Raw genomic sequence first — 17,886 nt, forward strand, 5'->3', positions numbered from 1 at the left:
GAGTCGACTATGAGCAATTATTTTTGCGGGACTCGCATGCACTCAGCTGTATTTACCGTCGCTCTAACCGCTGGTTTTGTCTTGCCGGCAGCCGCTGAAACAAGCCAGGGTACCGAAGACGGGCAGATGCAGACCATGGATCACAGCCAAATGCCGGGCATGGATCACGGCAAGATGGAAGGTATGGATCACAGCCAGATGCAGGGTATGGATCACAGCCAGATGCAGGGCATGGATCACAGCAAAATGGAGGGTATGCAGCCCGCCAAGCAACCACAAACTCAAAGCCGGACTCCGATACCACCGCTAACCGATGCTGACAGAGCTGCAGTCTATAAGTCCCCTGGTGGTCACCAAGTTCATGACACAGCCCTCAACTCATTTTTCATATTTGAGAAATTGGAATGGCAGGATGCTGACGATGGAAGCGCACTGAACTGGGAAGCCCAAGGTTGGATAGGGGGAGATGTTGATCGTCTATGGTTGCGCTCCGAAGGCGAGCGCACCAATGGGAAGACTGAAGAAGCTGAGGTTCAAGCTTTATGGGGACACGCCATCAGCCCTTGGTGGGATTTAGTCGGCGGGGTTCGTCAAGACTTCAAACCAGGCGACCCTCAAACGTGGGCGGCTTTCGGTATCCAGGGCTTGGCGCTATACAATTTCGAGGCCCAGGCTACTGCTTATTTGGGAGAAGGCGGCCAGACCGCAGCGCGGCTGGAAGGTGATTACGACATTCTCCTAACCAATAAGCTGATTTTGCAACCAACGGCAGAATTCAATTTCTATGGCAAAAACGATCCCAAGCGTGGAGTCGGTTCAGGGCTGTCTGAGAGTGAAGTCGGTTTGCGGCTCCGATACGAAATCCGCCCAGAATTCGCACCTTACGTAGGTGTGACGTGGAATCGGGCTTATGGAAAGACCGCTGACTATGCCCGCGAGGAAGGCGAAGACAGTAGCGAAGCACGCCTGGTGCTCGGCGTCCGGGTGTGGTTCTAATTCAAAGTCAACGGCACCAAATAATTATCTAACCTCATTACAACAGCTACGCGCTGTGAGGAGCCTTGCATGTCTGTACTTAAATCCTGTGTTGTGGCCGTCGCTCTTTCATCCAGCCTTCTGCTCAGTGCAGTTGCCCAGGCTCACCCGAAGCTAGTCTCTTCAACTCCAGCTGAAGGCGCGAACGGCCCAGCCCCAGCAAAGATTGAGCTGCACTTTTCTGAAAACCTGGTTACCCAGTTTTCCGGAGCCAAGCTGATCATGACCGAAATGCCTGGCATGTCGTCGCACTCTCCTATGGGTGTGAAAGCCAGCGTCGCCGGCGGTCACGACCCTAAAACCATGGTCGTGACTCCAGCCTCTCCACTCACGACGGGCACTTACAAGGTGGAATGGCGAGCAGTCTCGTCCGACACCCATCCGATTACCGGCGCCGTGACTTTCAAAGTGAAATAAGCATGAGCGACCCTTTGAATGTGGTACTGCGCCTCGCGCTTTACCTGGATCTGATGCTCCTGTTCGGTCTAGCGGTCTTTGGGCTGTACAGCCTTCGGGGAAAAGAGCGCGTATCAGGAACAGTGTTGCATTTTGGGTCGCTACTGCCTGGCACCGCTGCTATAGGAGTGTTTTTGTCGATAGCAGCTTGCATCGTTATGACAAGAAATATGAGCGGCGCATCCGACTGGGCGGAGCTGCGGCCTCACTTGGAAATGATGCTGTACGAGACTGAGGTCGGCTACAGCTGGGTGACGCGCATGGTCGCGCTAGCGGTGGTGATTTTTGTCGGAAGCCAGAGCAAGCGATGGCCAACAGGCAGTCTCTGGGTTGCTACCTTGGCGGGCAGCATCGCCTTGGCGACGCTTGCATGGACAGGTCACGGGGCGATGGATGAAGGTACTCAGCGGTTCTGGCACTTTGCCGCTGATATTCTGCATCTACTCGCCGCTGGCGGCTGGATCGGAGCCCTCGCGGCGTTCGGTCTGATGTTAAGGATTAGGGGGGGTAATTCGGAGCATCTGGTACGAGTGCTGTCACGAGCGCTCAAAGGATTCGAAACAGCAGGCGCATTCATTGTTGGTACGATCATAGTTACTGGCGTCGCTAACTATCTCTTCATCGTCGGGCCGACAGTAATCGAAGTCGCAACCAGCACCTATGGCGCCCTTCTACTCGTGAAAATCCTACTTTTCGCCGGCATGATCGGGCTAGCTACCCTCAATCGTTTCTACCTGAGTCCTTCACTAGAGCGTTCTGTGGAGGGCGGTGATTATTCTCTAGCAGCAAGTGCTTTAAGAAAAACTGTTGTGCTCGAATCGGCCTGTGCTGTTGTCATCGTTTGCTTGGTGGCTTGGCTAGGAACATTGAGCCCCTCAATCGAGATGGCTCAAGGGTGATCCAGGAGCTAGATCCGAGCAGCCCTACAGGCGCTCAAATCTGGGCAACGACTATCGGCTGATAGGGTAGTCAGCGACCACTTCTTGCGCACCTGCCTTGGTGAGCCCCAAGACTTGGTAAGGTTGATGATTCTGGCCGAAGTCCATGCCGGGAGAACCTGCGGGCATGCCTGGCACTGCAATTCCTGCGAGGTCTGATCGCCCCTTCAGCTTCTTGATTTCATCGGCTGGGACATGACCCTCTACGAATTTGCCGTCAATTACACCCGTATGGCATGAAGCGAGTCCCTGTGGCACGCCCAGGTTCTGCTTGATAGCGCTCATATCACTTTCCACGTGGTCGACTACCTTGAATCCATTCAATTCAAGGTGCTTGACCCACTCCTTGCAGCACCCGCAGTTCGCGTCACGATGTACGTCAATTGTGAGTGGCTCAGATGCCTGCACAACCCCACAAATCATCAATCCCACAGCAAGCGATAGCTTTCGTTTGAACATTCTATGCACCTCGTCACGTGTCACTGCGCGGTTGCTCTGCATGCCCTTGGCCGTGCGCCACGAGTAGCGCTTCCGCACCGTCAGAAAAGTAGGTTAAGCGCAAAAAGTCAGGTTGCCGATTACATTTTTGTAAGCCGCATCTTCGCTGCCGCCGCTCAATTGCCCCCGAGCCTGTCGTGACTGCGTGCTTTCTGTTTGCTGTTGGGGCAATTACATTTGCGTAAGCTTCCGCACAGCCGTCAGATTGGTAGCACACTAGAACACCGCAAAACCGGAGCCCAAACATGAAACTCTTGGTTGCAGAAGACGAACCCAAAATCGGAATGTACCTACAGCAAGGCCTCTTGGAAGCTGGCTTCAGTGTCGACCGGGTTGTGACAGGAACAGAGGCGTTGCACCAGGCGCTGAGCGAGACCTACGATCTCTTAATTCTGGACGTAATGATGCCGGGCATTGATGGCTGGGAAGTCATCCGAAATGTCCGCGCAGGCGGAAGTTTAGTCCCTGTGCTGTTTCTGACGGCCAGGGACGGAGTTGATGACCGGGTCAAAGGCTTGGAGTTAGGTGCGGACGATTATCTAGTCAAACCCTTCGCATTTTCCGAGTTGCTTGCTCGCGTCAGAAGCTTGCTTCGCCGTGGTGCCGCCGTACCCAACCAGACATCTATTAAGATTGGGGATCTGGAGGTCGATCTTCTAAAGCGACGTGCCTCGCGCTCAGGTCGACGCATTGACCTTACTGCCAAGGAATTTTCACTGTTAGAGCTGCTGATGCGCCGTCGGGGAGAAGTCTTGCCGAAATCACTGATCGCATCGCAGGTTTGGGACATGAATTTCGACAGTGATACCAACGTGATCGAAGTCGCGATTCGTCGGCTCCGGGCCAAAATCGATGACGATTTCGACACCAAGATGATTCAGACCGCGAGGGGAATGGGCTACATGCTAGATGCTCCGGATACAGAATGAAGCGTGCATCTCTTACCCTCCGTTTAAGCATGATGTTTGTCTGTGCCGTGGTCGCCGTGCTGGTAGTTGCAGGCTTTACTTTTGACGGATTCAGCCAACATCACTTCAAGGCCCTCGACCGACAAGCGATGACGGAAAAGCTCGAATCCATTCGGCAAATAATGGATGGCGAAGCTGGCTCCGCAGACCCCTCAGAAGTTGTGTTGCAGCTACAAGCTCTGCTCGGTGCTCACCAGGAACTCTCGGCTTCAATTATCACGAATGGAGGGAAGACGATCTTTGCGACTCCAAATGCAGTTGGACTTCCTCCTTTCTCCTCTGATGTCCTTGGGAAAGATATGTGGGAGTGGACAGCTGGAGGCCATATGTACCGAGGCATGAAAGCCCAAGTTCATTTGGTGAATGAAGCTGAGCCGCTGACCGCGTGGCTGAGTTTAGACGTCACAAGCCATATGCATTTCGTTGAAACTCTGCGCTGGTGGTTGGTGATCGGGCTGGCGATTAGCGCCTTGATCAGCGCAGGTTTAGGGTGGCTGGTGGCGCGCAGCGGGCTGAAGCCGGTCGCACAAGTGACGCAAGTCGCGGCCTCAATGTCAGCCGGATCGCTGAAAGAGCGGATTCCCATGGACTCTGTGCCTCGCGAGCTAGAGCTCCTCGTCACTTCGTTCAACGCTATGCTGGCTCGCCTTGAAGAATCATTTGCTCGGTTGTCTAACTTTTCAGCCGATATCGCGCACGAGCTACGTACTCCTATCAGCAATCTGCGCACACATACCGAAGTCATCCTCACAAAGAAACGTGCACCAGAGGATTATGAAGAGAATCTTTATTCCAACCTGGAAGATCTGAACCGACTCTCCAGCATTATTGACGGCATGCTTTTCTTAGCAAAGTCAGACAACGGTCTGATTCTACCTGCCAAAGAGAAAATCGAATTGCGTTCGGTCGTCGAGAAATTGTTCGAGTATTACCAGCTTCTGGCAGACGACACAGGGGTAAAGCTGCAGGTAGTCGGGCACGGCGCGGTGAATGGTGACGGGACGATGCTGGATAGGATGATCTCGAATTTGCTGTCCAATGCGCTCAGGTATACCCCACCTGACTGTACGATCTCCGTGAAAATCGAGCCCCTTGGCGACATGATCAGCTTGTCAGTGGAAAACCCCGGCGAGGAGATAGCGGTAGAGCATCTGCCCCGGCTGTTTGACCGTTTTTACCGAGTCGATCCCGCACGGAGAGAGGGCGCTACGAACCATGCCGGTTTAGGGTTGGCAATCGTCAAATCACTGGTTGACGCCCATGACGGCACCGTTGGATGTGTCTCCAGAGAAGGTTATACGACCTTTATGATCAGCCTACCCGCGTGGCCTGCCGACCACGAGTGAAAGCAAAGAGATCGCCCGGCCCAGGCCACAAACATGGCGAGAGCAAGTGCGAATACCACTGTCGTTGTCAGGGATCTACTGAGCATAGTGTCCGAGTTTTTAACTCGTTTGTAGTGGTCGCGATACGTTTGACCATATCCCCCTAGGGGGGATAGGATGCCAGCGTAATTCATTGAGGCCTGAGGCTCAAGTCATGAGTGAGCACCAACACAAACACAACCACCCCCACCAAAGTCACGAGGCGATCATCAAGCGCCTCAAGCGGGCGGACGGCCATTTACGCAGCATCATCACCATGATCGAAGAGGGTCGTGAGTGTGTGGACATTGCTCAGCAGCTGCATGCTGTCGAAAAAGCGGTGTGCCAAGCCAAGCGCACCCTCATCCAGGATCACATCGATCACTGTCTGGAGGACACCGTCTCGGCCCTGAACAATGGCGAGCGTGCACCACTGGAAGCTTTCAAGCAAATCACCAAGTACCTCTAAGACTGACATGCCCAATTTCGCTGAACTGCTGCAACAGGGTGGCTCTCACGCCTGGCTGTACTTCCCGAGCGCTATCTTGCTTGGCGCCCTGCATGGCCTGGAGCCGGGTCATTCAAAAACCATGATGGCGGCCTTCATCGTGGCCATTCGTGGCTCGGTAAAACAGGCGGTGTTATTGGGCCTGGCCGCTACGCTTTCGCACACGGCGGTGGTGTGGCTGGTCGCCATCGGCGGCATGTATCTGGGCAAAGGTCTGGACGCTCAAACCACTGAGCCTTACTTCCAGCTCGCGTCCTCTGCACTGATCATCGTGATTGCGCTTTGGATGCTGTGGCGTACTTGGCGCGGTGAGCAGATGTTCAAGTTCGAGCAAGGTGATGATCACCACCACGGCGAGCATGACCATGGTCATCATGATGAAACCCATCGAGTCGATACCGGCCATGGCCGCATCGAACTGTCGATCTTTGAAGAAGGCATGCCACCGCACTGGCGCCTGAGGACACTGACCGGACATGCTTGGCCCGCCTCAGATGTTCGCTTGACGACTACTCGCCCAGACGGCAGCACTCAAGCGTTCTCATTTGTTGAGCGTGATGGCTTACTGGAGTCGACAGTCAATATCCTAGAGCCTCATGAATTTAGTGCTCGCTTGAGTCTAGGGCATGCCGGTCACTCCCATGATTACGACCTGGAATACCAGGAACATGATCACGGGCACGCGCATTCCGAACTGGAAGGGTTGGAATTGTCGATTGATGGTTATCAGGATGCGCATGAGCGTGCCCATGCCAACGATATCCGCAAGCGCTTCACCAACCGTGAAGTCACCACGGGACAGATCATCATGTTCGGCTTGACGGGTGGGCTCATTCCTTGCCCAGCGGCCATCACCGTTCTGCTGCTCTGCCTTCAGGTCAAGGAAGTCGCCTTGGGTGGCGTGCTCGTCCTGTGCTTCAGCATTGGTCTGGCGCTCACACTGGTAACTGTCGGCGCAGCGGCGGCTATTGGCGCCAAGCAGGCCTCCAACCGCTGGCCTTGGTTGGGTGCTGTTGCCCGTCGAGCACCTTATCTATCCAGCGTCCTGATCATATGTGTCGGTATCTACGTCGGTATTCATGGCTGGAACGGCTTGAATGTCTAAGTGTGAGCAAGAGGAAGTCTAGTGGGCGGGGAAACGGTCAACGCTACCACCTTAATAATATGTCGAGATTTATGGATGCGTGGCTGAAGGAGATTTTTGGTTCGATATTGTTCTGCTGAGTGAATTAGCTTCGCACGAAGTTTTAAGAGCCACTTTGGGAAAGGCCGCCTTTGCTAGAATCTGCCACCTGTTTCCGAGTTCCCGAGAGCGTTGCCATGAGTGAACCGATCCGCTTGACCCAGTACAGCCATGGTGCCGGTTGTGGCTGCAAGATTTCCCCCAAGATGCTGGAAGTGATCCTCGCCGGCAGCGGCGCGCAGAATCTAGACCCCAATCTCTGGGTCGGCAACGCTTCGCGTGATGATGCCGCCGTGTATGCCCTGGACGATGAGCGCGGCGTTGTCTCAACTACCGACTTCTTCATGCCTATCGTCGATGACCCCTTCGATTTCGGACGCATCGCCGCCACTAACGCTATTAGCGATATTTACGCGATGGGCGGTGACCCGCTGATGGCCATCGCCATCCTTGGCTGGCCAATCAACCTGCTGCCGCTGGAGGTAGCTCGAGAGGTCATCCGAGGGGGGCGTGCGGTGTGTGATGCTGCGGGCATTCCATTAGCAGGTGGCCATTCCATCGATACGCCGGAGCCGATATTCGGCCTAGCGGTGACCGGCGTCGTGCAGAAAAAGCACATGAAGCGCAATGACACCGCCCGCGTTGGCAATGCGTTATACCTGACCAAACCACTGGGTATCGGCATTCTTACCACCGCCGAAAAGAAGGCCAAACTGCGTGCGGAGGATGTTGGCCTGGCCCGCGACTGGATGTGCACTTTGAATAAGCCGGGCAGCCGTTTCGGCAAGCTGGCCGGGGTCACGGCGATGACTGATGTGACCGGTTTCGGCCTGCTCGGGCATCTGGTGGAAATGGCCGATGGCGCTCAGCTCACCGCCCGACTCGACTATGCCGCTGTCCCGCGTCTGCCGGGCGTCGATCACTATCTCGCTGAGGGCTGCGTGCCGGGTGGCACCTTGCGGAATTTCGACAGCTACGGAGATAAGATCGCGCCGATCAGTGACGCGCAGCGTGACGTGTTGTGCGACCCGCAGACCAGTGGCGGCCTACTGATCGCCGTCACGCCGGAGGGTGAGGCGGAGTTTCTCGCCGTCTCCGCTGAGTTGGGGTTGCAGCTGGCGCCTATCGGAACCTTGGTCGAACGACAAACCTACGCGGTAGAAGTGTTCTAATGCGCGACAATAGTAGCGACTACCGCGAACTCTTTCTCAACGACGTGCCGATGATGGATGCCCGTGCTCCCGTGGAGTTCGCCAAGGGCGCATTCCCTGGCGTGCTCAACCTGCCGCTGATGGATGATTTGGAGCGGCAGAAGGTCGGCACCTGCTACAAGCAGCACGGCCAGGAGGATGCCATCAAGCTGGGGCATCAACTGGTCTCTGGTGAGACCAAGGCGCAACGGGTCGAAGCTTGGGTGGCTTTCGCCAAGGCCAATCCCCAGGGTTATCTTTACTGTTTTCGGGGCGGCCTGCGTTCTCAGATCGTCCAGCAGTGGCTCAAGGAGGCCGGCATCGAATACCCACGGGTGATCGGTGGCTACAAGGCCATGCGTACTTTCCTGCTGGAGACCATTGAACAGACCGTTGCTCAGTGTGAGTTCGTTGTCATCGGTGGTATGACCGGCACCGGCAAAACGGATGTGCTTACGCAACTGCCCAATGCTGTGGATCTGGAAGGTCATGCCAACCACCGAGGCTCCAGCTTCGGCAAGCGCGCTGCTGGCCAGCCGGCGCAGATCGATTTCGAGAACCGCATTGCCCTCGACATCCTCAAGAAACGTGCGGCGGGCATCGAACAATTCGTAGTCGAAGACGAAAGCCGCCTTGTCGGCAGCTGCAACGTGCCGCTGGCGTTGCACCATGGCATGCATCACTACCCGCTGGTGTGGCTTGAGGACAGTTTCGACAACCGCGTCGAGCGCATCCTGCGTGATTATGTGGTGAATCTTTGCGCCGAGTTCGTCGCCCTCCACAGCGAGGAGAGCGGCTTCAGGTTGTTCGCCGGGCGCCTGCTGCAAAGCCTAGATAAAATCTACAAGCGCCTGGGCGGCGAGCGCCATCAAAGGCTGCAGGCAATCATGCAGGTTGCCCTAGATGAGCAACAGCGCAGCGGCGCGGTGGAGCTGCACCGTGGCTGGATCGAAGGGCTGCTGCGCGAGTATTACGACCCGATGTACGCCTACCAGCGAGAGATCAAAGCCTCTCGTATCGAATTTGCTGGAGAGCACAAAGCGGTGATCGCTTATCTGGCTGAACGGAAAGCCAATCGCTAGGCCGGCTGATTGAATAGTAGAGTTGCGCCTGAATGGGAATTAGCGATCAATCTACGCGGTCACTTTGGGGGGGCGTAAGCATTGTCAGTAGAAAGTAGTACCAAGGTGGTCACATCTGATTCCGCATGGTCGGTGTTTCTGGTGTTTTTGCGCTTGGGACTAACTTCTTACGGAGGCCCGATTGCGCATTTGGGGTACTTTCGCGAGGAGTTCGTTGCTCGGCGCCAATGGCTCAGCGAGCGCAGCTATGTCGATCTGGTCGCCCTATGCCAGTTCCTTCCGGGGCCTGCCAGTAGCCAGGTAGGCATAGGGTTAGGACTATCACGTGCCGGGTTTTCTGGAGCTGTCGCTGCATGGGCAGGGTTCACATTACCGTCGGCAATAATCCTGGTTCTGTTCGCTCAGGGTATGTCTACGTGGGGAAATGCCTTCCCGGTCGGCGTACTGCACGGTCTCAAGATCGTCGCGGTCGCGGTCGTTGCTCAAGCAGTGTGGGGGATGGCGCGCAATCTTTGCACCGATGTACCTCGGGTGACTATCGCCGCTTTTTCTGCCTGCGTTGCACTTCTATGGCCCAACGCATTGGGGCAGATCGGTGTGATCGTCTGCGCCGCCACCATTGGATTAATTCTGTTTAAACCAGCTCAAGGCCTGGCTGCGGAATCTATGCCAATTTCGGTCAGCCGCAAGGTGGGCGTAATGTCGCTCGTGCTGTTCTTCAGCCTATTGGTTGGCCTGCCACTACTGATGCAGGTTTGGCCTTCACCAATGCTTGCTATGGTGAACGCGTTTTATCGAGCAGGGTCGCTGGTATTCGGTGGAGGGCATGTCGTGCTGCCTTTACTTCAGGCGGCAACGGTACCCAATGGCTGGGTAGCCAACGACACTTTCCTCGCTGGCTATGGCTTGGCACAGGCGGTACCAGGCCCACTTTCCACATTTGCGGCGTTTCTCGGTGCGTCCATGAACGTCCAGCCTTCTGGTTGGACTGGCGCTACGGTGTGCCTCATCGCGATTTTTGCGCCTTCATTCTTGCTTGTGGTCGGTGTCTTGCCGTTCTGGGAACAGTTGCGGCATAGCTTTCGTACTCAAGCAGCGCTTGCTGGGGTCAACGCAGGAGTGGTCGGGCTTCTCGTGGCAGCCTTATACAATCCGGTCTGGACGAGTGCCATATTCAAACCCCAAGACTTCGGCTTGGCACTGATGGCCCTCGTAGCCTTGATGTTTTGGAAGGCTCCTCCGTGGTTAGTCGTCTTAGGATGTGGTTTGCTCGGATGGTTGCTAAGCATCGTATTTTGAGGGGGGCGGCTTGCTACTGGTGTGTCCAGGGCGGAGGCCTTAAAAGTGCAAAACTCAGGAATTGTGCAATTATAAAATGTTTATCGAACTGCAAAAGAGGCCGCTTTTATGCAATCGAAAGAGCATTGGGACAAGGTCTACTCCACTAAGCCAACCGATGGTGTGAGCTGGTATCAAGAGCATGCTGAAAGCTCCCTGCGGCTGATCCAGCAGACAGGAGTTTCTTCATCGGCAGAAATCATCGACGTAGGAGGCGGCGCCTCCACGTTGGTAGATGACCTGATCGAGAAAGGATTCACACATCTGAGTGTCCTTGATCTGTCAGCGGCGGCTCTAGCGGCCTCAAAGCAGCGATTGGGCAGCCGTGCCAATGAGGTTAAATGGATAGTAGGGGACATCACGGACGCTCCACTTCGTAAGCGTCCGGCCATTACACCTTGCTAGTTAAACGCATTGCTCCTAAGCGAACGTTAATGCCTACCATATAGCTGTCCCGGTATTCCTGCCGTCAACGGAGTAAACTATTTCTGTGGTTTTGCAGCGGACGCTAGCGAGCGCTACTGGCCCATCGAATCTACTGTCGCGACTATTGTCGCGGTTGTCCCCAAGCATGAAAACATATCCACGCGGAATCCTTGTTCGCTCGAAGCTTTGCGAGTAACTTTTCTCCCTTGGCGACCAAGAATGAAACGGCCCAAAGTTTTCTCCGTTAAGCAGCACGTTGCCGTCGATAATCTCAATGCTGTTTCCCTCGGTGGCGGCGATACGTTTGACCTCAACTTTTCCTTCACGCTCGTAAGCTACGACATCTCCCAGAGAGTAATCTCTACGCCTACTATCACAAACAACCGCATCGCCAGTCATCAGTGTCGGGGCCATGCCATTCCCCTGGACGCGATAACCTTCAACTCCTAGCAATCGAGAGCGCGTGATTGGTTGGGTCAACAGCCAAAGACTGACAGCCATCGCTGCAAGGAAGAAAAAATGGTCTCGTTTGGTGGGCACTTTGATACGGTGACGCGCAAACCAGGCACCGGCAATTGCTGATACGCACTTCGTCACTATGATAATCGCGACCAATAAAAGTACGCCGCGCCGGCTGGTAAACAGTCCAGACCATCCTCCTATCAGTAAGCAGCTCCATAGCGCGGCAATGAGCGCTGCGGCAAGTCGAGGCCGACCTGCATAGAATAATCCCCAGCCGCTAACGACAGCACCCAGTAGAAACGCCACTGAAGGTTTGGCAGGGTTAACAGCTTGCATATATACATCCATCAAATGGTGCAGTGGGCCGCAAGCGTAGCGAACGGTGCTGTTGGTGTACTACGGAAAAATGAGCTGTTTCATTGCTGCCATTATTGCTATCACCAGAGCGGCGAGCCCCATTGCGGAAGTCCACTCGGATTCCGGTGTATAGGCAAACCAAGAGCCCTTCGATGGATATTTACCAAGCGTGATAAGCCGCATTATGGGCCAACCAATAGGAAAGCAAATTGCGCGAAAAATCACTTCGATCAGTATATCAAGCACGCTTGTACTTCCTTGCGCTGGGCGATACAAATGATTGTAGCGTCTGGCCATTCCATTGGAGGTTACGCGATGGCACCCAACGGTGCGGCAACAGCTCAGCAATCTCGCTTACCCGCTGTGTCGGCAGGCGTGTGAGAACGTCCTTCAAATAAGCATACGGATCATGCCCGTTGAGCCGCGCCGATTGAATCAAACTCATGATCGCAGCCGCACGTTTGCCGCTACGTAACGAGCCAGCGAACAACCAGTTCGAGCGCCCAAGAGCCCACGGCCGGATTTGATTCTCGCACCAGTTGTTATCGATGGGCACAGCACCGTCGTCGAGATAGCGCGTCAGCGCTATCCAGCGTTTGAGGCTGTAATCCAACGCCTTGGCGGTGGCCGACCCCTCAGGCACAAGCTGCCTCTGGGCGATCATCCAGGTATGAAGTGCGTCGATAATCGGCGCTGCTTTTTCCTGCCGTATTCGCTGCCGAACACCCGGTTCCAGCTCGCGTACCTCTCGTTCAACTTCATACAAGGCCGCGATGTAGTGCAGCGCTTTTTCGGCGATCTGGCTCTTGTTGGTCGTGTGCAAGTCGAAGAACTTTCGGCGCGCATGGGCCATGCAGCCGATCTCTGTGACGCCCTGTTCAAAGCCTGCCTTGTAGCCAGCGAAGTCATCGCAGACCAGCTTCCCGTTCCAGTGGCCGAGGAAGTTTCGAGCATGTTCGCCAGCACGGCTCGGGCTGAAGTCGTAAACGACCGCAGCCAGATCGGAGAACTGACTGGTGGCATAGGCCCAGACGTAAGCACGATGAGTTTTCTTCGCGCCAGGCGTCAGCATTTGTACCGGCGTTTCGTCAGCGTGGACGACGCTGTGCGTCAGCACGGCTTCGCGCAGCGCATCAACCAGCGGCTGTAATTGCACGCCGCAGTTGCCCACCCACTGCGCCAAGGTCGAACGGGCGATGGGCAGCCCGGCGCGGCCGAAGATTTTCTCTTGGCGATACAGCGGCAGATGGTCGGCGAACTTGGCCACCATGATGTGGGCCAGCAGGCCCGCTGTCGGGATGCCTTTGTCGATGACGTGCGCCGGTACCGGCGCCTGTATCAGCGTTTCGCACTGTTCGCAGACCCACTTTCCACGGATGTGGCGCTCGACGGTGAACACGCCGGGCGTGTAGTCGAGCTTTTCGCTGGCATCTTCGCCGATGCGCTTGAGGGCGCAGCCGCACTGGCAGTGGCTGTTGTCAGGCTCGTGATGAATCAGTGTGCGAGGAAACTGCGGTGGCAGCGGTGCGCGCTTGGGTTGCTGGCGCACTTTGGCTTCGACAGCTGCCGGTTGCAGCGCCTCAAGCTCCGCTTCGATAGCCGCGATATCGGTATCTATCAAATCGTCGAGCAAGCTGGCCTGATCCGGACTTAGCTGCTCACTGCGCTTGGCAAACTTGAAGCGCTTGAGCAGCGCGATCTCGTGGGTCAGCTTCTCGTTGACCGACTTGTGATGGGTGATTTGCTTGTCCATCGTCTCGACGCGCTGGATCAACTGCGCCGCCAAGGCACGCAGTTCTTCAGGGTTCAATTGATCGAGATTCGGATGCGAAGTCATGCCGCCGATTTTGCCAGAGAGGGCTCATGGCGGCGATAGACTGATGGGCCAATTGCGCTGGCAAGCGCGCCATGGCATACGAATTAGAGCACCGTGATGGCTCCTCCGGAACCGACGCGTTGCCAAGGTAAACCGAGCACTAAGGCTTGAAGTTGCTCTGCATCCAACTCGACTTCAGAGCCGTGCCGCACGCCGGGCCAAAAGAAGCGTCCTTGATTCAAGCGCCGGGCTGCAAGCCAAATCCCCACGCCGTCATGCACCAACACTTTCATGCGATTGGCGCGACGATTGGCGAACAGATAGGCACAGTGCGGCTTCGCCGCACCGAACACCGCGACAACTCGCGCCAGCGCGGTTTCAGTGCCGGCGCGCATGTCCATGGGCTCGGTGGCGAGCCAGACGGAGTCGATGCGGATCATTGCGTTAGTCCGCGAACGAATCGGGCACAGCCATCAGGATCGGAGGCCGGCCATTTCACGGTCAACGTTCTTTGCCCGCATGACAACTCGATGCTGACGGACTTCTCGCTCTGAATGTTTGGTTCCAGCTTCACCGGCAAGAAAGCGGGCAAATCAGTGAGCTTTTGATCGCGGTAAAGCGGCAACCATTTGCGCACGACGTTAGCGTTGATGCCGTGACTCATTGCGACACTGGAAACAGAGGCGCCCGGTTGGAGGCATTCTTGGACGATTTGGTTTTTGAAGAGCTTTGGATAAGAGGTTCGTTGGCGCATGGTGATCCGCTTGTGGGTCTAAAAATGGTGTCCACTTAAATAGGTGGACACCATCGCCCTAAGCGATGGCGTCAGGAAGGCGTGTTTGCCGGACGCTTACTCCACTTCCTCCTTTGTCCTATGACGTCTGGCACGACCGAGCTGTTTTCCACTTTCTTACCGCTGAGGCCGAGCGTGCAGCATATGTTGAAGCTGTTTTACGGTGCGTAAAGCCTGGCGGTTTTGTGATTGTGGCTACATTTTCGGAAGATGGGCCGACCCAGTGCAGTGGCTTACCGGTGAAAAGGTATACAGCCGATGAACTGCATGATGAGTTTGGAGCCCCTTTTGAATTGCTCAGGCATGAGAAGGAAGAACACCATACCCCGTTTGGTACTACTCAAAATTTCGTGTACTGCTTCTGTCGGAAGAACTGACCGGGACTTCTAGTCCGAGCCCCAGCCCGATTCTCCCTCCTTCGAACCCATGACTTACACCATGCTGGAAGCAGAAGCTCCCCGTCTGGCTGTGTTTATGGGTTTCCATCGCTTTGTCCTTGTGGCCGCAATGATTTCTATCGCCTTACCAGACACGCTAAGGCGACTTGTACCGTCAGGATGATGAAGGTCGCTTCTACCGAGGCATCGGTGCCATTTGCGATTTTTCTCGCCAAACGAGAGCCGGTATAACTCGGATGTAAACTAGCTCACCCACCAACTCGATCAAGGTCTGGGTGATCACCGCAGCCGCAGCAAGGCCACGAATTTCTTCAGGCAAAGCCAGCGCCAATGGGAGCACTACCAGAGAGTTACGGGTTGCTGAGCTGAAGGTGACCGCTCTAGCCGTCGTGGACGGTAGCTTGAAAACTCTCGACGCCAAAGCCCCCATCAGCGGTGCCAGCAGCATGAAGCCGATGTAGACAGGGATTACAGGTGCAAGCTTATCGATGTCGCGAACCACCGATGAAATTTGAGAGCCGACCACTGCGATCAGCACCGCTGCCATTGCAGGGATAGGCAGCCATGCCCACGCAGCATTCCAACCACCGACGATTTTCGACCGTTTGGCCAGAGCGGCTGTAACCACCGCCAACAATAGAGGCGCGACAATCAGTACGAGAAACGCTTCAACGAATGGGCCAATCGAAATCACGACTTCGGACTGCCCTCCCAACATAAAGGCCAGATACACCGGCAGCAGCACAAGCTGAAGCAGTAGCAAAATGGGGGTTGTCGCGAGGATCCCGCGAGAGTCGCCCTTGCCGATGTGAGTGAACACCACTACGTAGTCTATACAGGGGGTCAGCAGTACCAGGAGAGCACCAACAAGGATCGCCGGGTGATCCGTGAGACCTCTAGTGAGCCCCCAAACTAATAGCGGAATCAGTACGAAATTGGCGATAAGCAAGGCCGACATGAAGCGTTTGTTGCTCAGGCCTTCGCGCAGGTCAAGAAAGGGGATTTGTAGGAACATCGCGTACATCAGCACAGCGATGGTCGGGGTCACCAAAGCATTCAACCCCTGCGCTGCTGTAGGCGCCATCAGCCCGCCGATTGCAGCGGCTATTACTGCGACGAAATAGACTGGTATCTGGTTCTGTTCAAGTGTATCCCTATCCATAGTGCCCCCCCTCGGATATCAAAAAAGGCCGTCAGCCTATGCAACCGTAACTCGTCCGTCGAGTCATGCTTGTATTTCTAATGGCGTGCGAAGACCGTCACTGGTACTTGACGGAACACCCATAGGGGCGTCGAAGAAATGCTGACTGGCTTATCCCGACGGTCACCGACCGTTTGATCCAGCAAGCGCTGTTGCAAGTCTTGCAGCCATTACTTGATCCAACTTTCAGTGTACACAGCTACGGCTTTCGTCCGAGACGCTGCGCGCAGGACGCCGTTTCGGCGGCTCAGCGCTATGGGTCCTCGGGTCGCAAAGTGGTGGTAGATGTGGATCTGGAGAAGTTCTTCGGCCGGGTCGATCACGACATCTTGATGGGGCCTTTACGCAAACGGATCACGGATCACAGATCGGACGGTCAGTCAATTGCATTGGACTTGACTGCCGATTGCTGGGGGATTTGACCAGCCACAAATCGAAGCTGAGAGGCTCATAACGACCCATAGCTGACCTGGGCAACAGGCAGAAATCGGCCAAAAGCAATGGGATGGACTCCTCCTCACTTCGGCATCTTGAGTGCCAGACTGAAGGTGCGAACCGCAGTCAACTGTGAGAAGGAGTCCACACATGAAGCTTATGCGCATTGGGGTCGACTTGGCCAAGAACGTGTTTCAGATTCACGGCGCGTTGTCCCATAACCACCTCGATCAAAGGTGTTGCGACGACCGGTTGAATCCGCCCTGCGACCCTTGATCCGAGTGAAACAGCAGGCCCTGAGGCCTTCCTCGTTGCTCGTAAGCTATATCCAGCGCCTTGATAACCAGCTCGGCGTCCGGCTTTTCCGACGATGCCCAGCCCACCACACGGCGCGCGCAAAGATCCAGCACGACAGCCAGATAGTGCCATTTCCCCTGGGCCCAAATGTAGGTGATGTCGCCGCACCAGACTTGGTTGGGTGTCGGGACATCGAACTCCCGATTCAAGGTATTCGGGATATCGAGTCGTTCAACCGTCGCTCGTTTATAGGCATGAGAACCTGGCTGTTTGCTGACGAGGTCAAGCTCACGCATCAAGCTGCGCACTTTGAACCGACCGAGTTGCTCACCATCGTCACGCATCAACGACAGAAGGCTACGGCTGCCGGCAGCACTGCGACTTTGTGAAAACAACTCGCTCACCCGGCTGCGCAACCGAAGCCGTTCGACATCAGGCGTTCGGCGCTTGAGGCGGTGGGCGTAGTAACTTGAGCGGTTGATTTCAAACACTTTACACAGCCAATCAACCGGCTCATGGACGCTCAGCTGATTGATCAGCGCGTACGCTCGTGATCTTCCGACATCAAGAGCGCGGTAGCCTTTTTTAATATCGATTTCTCCCGCTCAAGGCGGGCGATCCGGGCTTCCAGCTCCTGGATTTTCTGCTGTTCCGGGGTTAATGCTTTGCTCTGCGGGGTGACTCCTTGGCGTTCCTGCTGAACCTGATCGACCCAGCGGCGTAGTGCCGACTCGCCGACACCGAGTGAACGGCTGGCTTCGATGTAGCTGTAGTTTTGCTTGAGCACGAGGTCGGCAGCCTCGCGTTTGAATTCAGCAGAAAAGGAACGGCGTTGTTTGGTCATCTGACACCTCGATCTGGCGAGCATTCTCGCCTCAATGGGTGTCCGGTTTCATTAGACCACTACAGAAGTGTCTGGCGATCTGAGAGAATGCCAGTTGATATTTTATCCGTTTAGAGAGGACAGTAGTGGTCCTGATACGGGACGCACGCTGTTACAGGTCTTGCAGAACAGGTCTGAATATCCGGAGGGACTTGTCACGCTTAGCGTTGTGATGGCGAGTCGAGAGGACTCATCCTAAGGTATACGGCAGACACCGTCGTCTCCTAGGCTTCGACAGCTATCGACATTGCAGCGAGG

The 17,886-nt window shown here is 55.5% G+C and carries 18 protein-coding genes and 2 pseudogenes; 12 read left to right on the forward strand and 8 right to left on the reverse strand.

Annotated features, from left to right (window positions below):
* The first annotated feature begins 9 nt into the window (after positions 1 to 9).
* From ACA067_RS10090 to copD, 3 genes are all read left to right on the forward strand, one after another.
* Entirely contained in the window at positions 10 to 996 is a 987-nt protein-coding gene (locus tag ACA067_RS10090; protein WP_497461607.1) for a copper resistance protein B, read from the forward strand.
* 69 nt (positions 997 to 1,065) lie between these two features.
* Positions 1,066 to 1,452, forward strand: coding sequence for a copper homeostasis periplasmic binding protein CopC (copC, locus tag ACA067_RS10095; protein ID WP_497461608.1), 387 nt, complete (start codon positions 1,066 to 1,068; stop codon positions 1,450 to 1,452).
* A 2-nt stretch (positions 1,453 to 1,454) separates the two neighbouring features.
* Complete coding sequence (copD, locus tag ACA067_RS10100) at positions 1,455 to 2,390, forward strand: copper homeostasis membrane protein CopD (protein WP_497461609.1); 936 nt, start codon at positions 1,455 to 1,457, stop codon at positions 2,388 to 2,390.
* 51 nt (positions 2,391 to 2,441) lie between these two features.
* Here the strand turns inward: copD and ACA067_RS10105 are convergent, their stop codons facing one another.
* Positions 2,442 to 2,888 carry a DUF411 domain-containing protein gene (locus ACA067_RS10105; protein WP_497461610.1) on the reverse strand — a complete coding sequence of 149 codons (447 nt, stop codon included), beginning with the start codon at positions 2,886 to 2,888 and terminating at the stop codon, positions 2,442 to 2,444.
* 284 nt (positions 2,889 to 3,172) lie between these two features.
* Between ACA067_RS10105 and ACA067_RS10110 the strand changes: the two genes are divergently transcribed.
* The 8 genes from ACA067_RS10110 to ACA067_RS10145 all read left to right on the forward strand — a co-directional run bounded on the left by ACA067_RS10110 (position 3,173) and on the right by ACA067_RS10145 (position 10,965).
* A complete protein-coding gene (locus ACA067_RS10110) occupies positions 3,173 to 3,856 on the forward strand; it encodes a heavy metal response regulator transcription factor (protein ID WP_101209373.1) in 684 nt (227 codons plus the stop codon).
* A complete protein-coding gene (locus tag ACA067_RS10115; protein ID WP_497461611.1) occupies positions 3,853 to 5,241 on the forward strand; it encodes a heavy metal sensor histidine kinase in 1,389 nt (462 codons plus the stop codon). The genes ACA067_RS10110 and ACA067_RS10115 overlap by 4 nt, the downstream gene beginning before the upstream one ends.
* A 193-nt stretch (positions 5,242 to 5,434) precedes the next feature.
* On the forward strand, positions 5,435 to 5,728 hold the full coding sequence (locus ACA067_RS10120) for a metal-sensing transcriptional repressor (protein ID WP_497461612.1): 294 nt from the start codon (positions 5,435 to 5,437) through the stop codon (positions 5,726 to 5,728).
* 7 nt (positions 5,729 to 5,735) lie between these two features.
* Positions 5,736 to 6,872, forward strand: coding sequence for a nickel/cobalt efflux protein RcnA (locus tag ACA067_RS10125; RefSeq protein WP_497461613.1), 1,137 nt, complete (start codon positions 5,736 to 5,738; stop codon positions 6,870 to 6,872).
* 215 nt (positions 6,873 to 7,087) lie between these two features.
* On the forward strand, positions 7,088 to 8,122 hold the full coding sequence (gene selD, locus ACA067_RS10130) for a selenide, water dikinase SelD (RefSeq protein ID WP_497461614.1): 1,035 nt from the start codon (positions 7,088 to 7,090) through the stop codon (positions 8,120 to 8,122).
* Positions 8,122 to 9,222, forward strand: coding sequence for a tRNA 2-selenouridine(34) synthase MnmH (gene mnmH, locus ACA067_RS10135; RefSeq protein ID WP_497461615.1), 1,101 nt, complete (start codon positions 8,122 to 8,124; stop codon positions 9,220 to 9,222). The genes selD and mnmH overlap by 1 nt, the downstream gene beginning before the upstream one ends.
* A 105-nt stretch (positions 9,223 to 9,327) precedes the next feature.
* On the forward strand, positions 9,328 to 10,521 hold the full coding sequence (gene chrA, locus ACA067_RS10140) for a chromate efflux transporter (RefSeq protein ID WP_497461616.1): 1,194 nt from the start codon (positions 9,328 to 9,330) through the stop codon (positions 10,519 to 10,521).
* A 108-nt stretch (positions 10,522 to 10,629) separates the two neighbouring features.
* Positions 10,630 to 10,965 carry a methyltransferase domain-containing protein gene (locus ACA067_RS10145; protein ID WP_497461617.1) on the forward strand — a complete coding sequence of 112 codons (336 nt, stop codon included), beginning with the start codon at positions 10,630 to 10,632 and terminating at the stop codon, positions 10,963 to 10,965.
* Positions 10,966 to 10,998: 33 nt separating this feature from the next.
* On the opposite strand, the gene lepB is transcribed toward ACA067_RS10145, so the two are convergent.
* The 6 genes from lepB to ACA067_RS10175 form a co-directional block, all read right to left on the reverse strand.
* Positions 10,999 to 11,784, reverse strand: coding sequence for a signal peptidase I (gene lepB, locus ACA067_RS10150; RefSeq protein WP_497461618.1), 786 nt, complete (start codon positions 11,782 to 11,784; stop codon positions 10,999 to 11,001).
* A gap of 60 nt (positions 11,785 to 11,844) precedes the next feature.
* Complete coding sequence (locus ACA067_RS10155) at positions 11,845 to 12,051, reverse strand: hypothetical protein (protein WP_497461619.1); 207 nt, start codon at positions 12,049 to 12,051, stop codon at positions 11,845 to 11,847.
* Positions 12,044 to 13,642, reverse strand: a complete 1,599-nt coding sequence (gene tnpC / locus ACA067_RS10160; protein WP_497461620.1) for an IS66 family transposase — start codon at positions 13,640 to 13,642, stop codon at positions 12,044 to 12,046. The genes ACA067_RS10155 and tnpC overlap by 8 nt, the downstream gene beginning before the upstream one ends.
* An 83-nt stretch (positions 13,643 to 13,725) precedes the next feature.
* Positions 13,726 to 14,061, reverse strand: a complete 336-nt coding sequence (tnpB, locus tag ACA067_RS10165) for an IS66 family insertion sequence element accessory protein TnpB (RefSeq protein WP_497461621.1) — start codon at positions 14,059 to 14,061, stop codon at positions 13,726 to 13,728.
* Positions 14,058 to 14,375, reverse strand: coding sequence for an IS66-like element accessory protein TnpA (gene tnpA, locus ACA067_RS10170; protein WP_497461622.1), 318 nt, complete (start codon positions 14,373 to 14,375; stop codon positions 14,058 to 14,060). Before tnpA ends, tnpB begins: the two co-directional genes overlap by 4 nt.
* 612 nt (positions 14,376 to 14,987) lie before the next feature.
* Positions 14,988 to 15,974 carry an arsenic resistance protein gene (locus ACA067_RS10175; protein ID WP_497461623.1) on the reverse strand — a complete coding sequence of 329 codons (987 nt, stop codon included), beginning with the start codon at positions 15,972 to 15,974 and terminating at the stop codon, positions 14,988 to 14,990.
* Positions 15,975 to 16,126: 152 nt separating this feature from the next.
* Here ACA067_RS10175 and ACA067_RS10180 point away from each other — a divergent pair.
* A pseudogene (locus ACA067_RS10180) lies at positions 16,127 to 16,375 on the forward strand (reverse transcriptase domain-containing protein); the annotation flags it as partial.
* Between the two features lie 306 nt (positions 16,376 to 16,681).
* On the opposite strand, the pseudogene ACA067_RS10185 reads toward ACA067_RS10180, so the two are convergent.
* A pseudogene (locus ACA067_RS10185) lies at positions 16,682 to 17,589 on the reverse strand (IS3 family transposase); the annotation flags it as partial.
* Positions 17,590 to 17,886 lie beyond the last annotated feature (297 nt).

The organism is Pseudomonas sp. LBUM1674, from assembly GCF_059695635.1.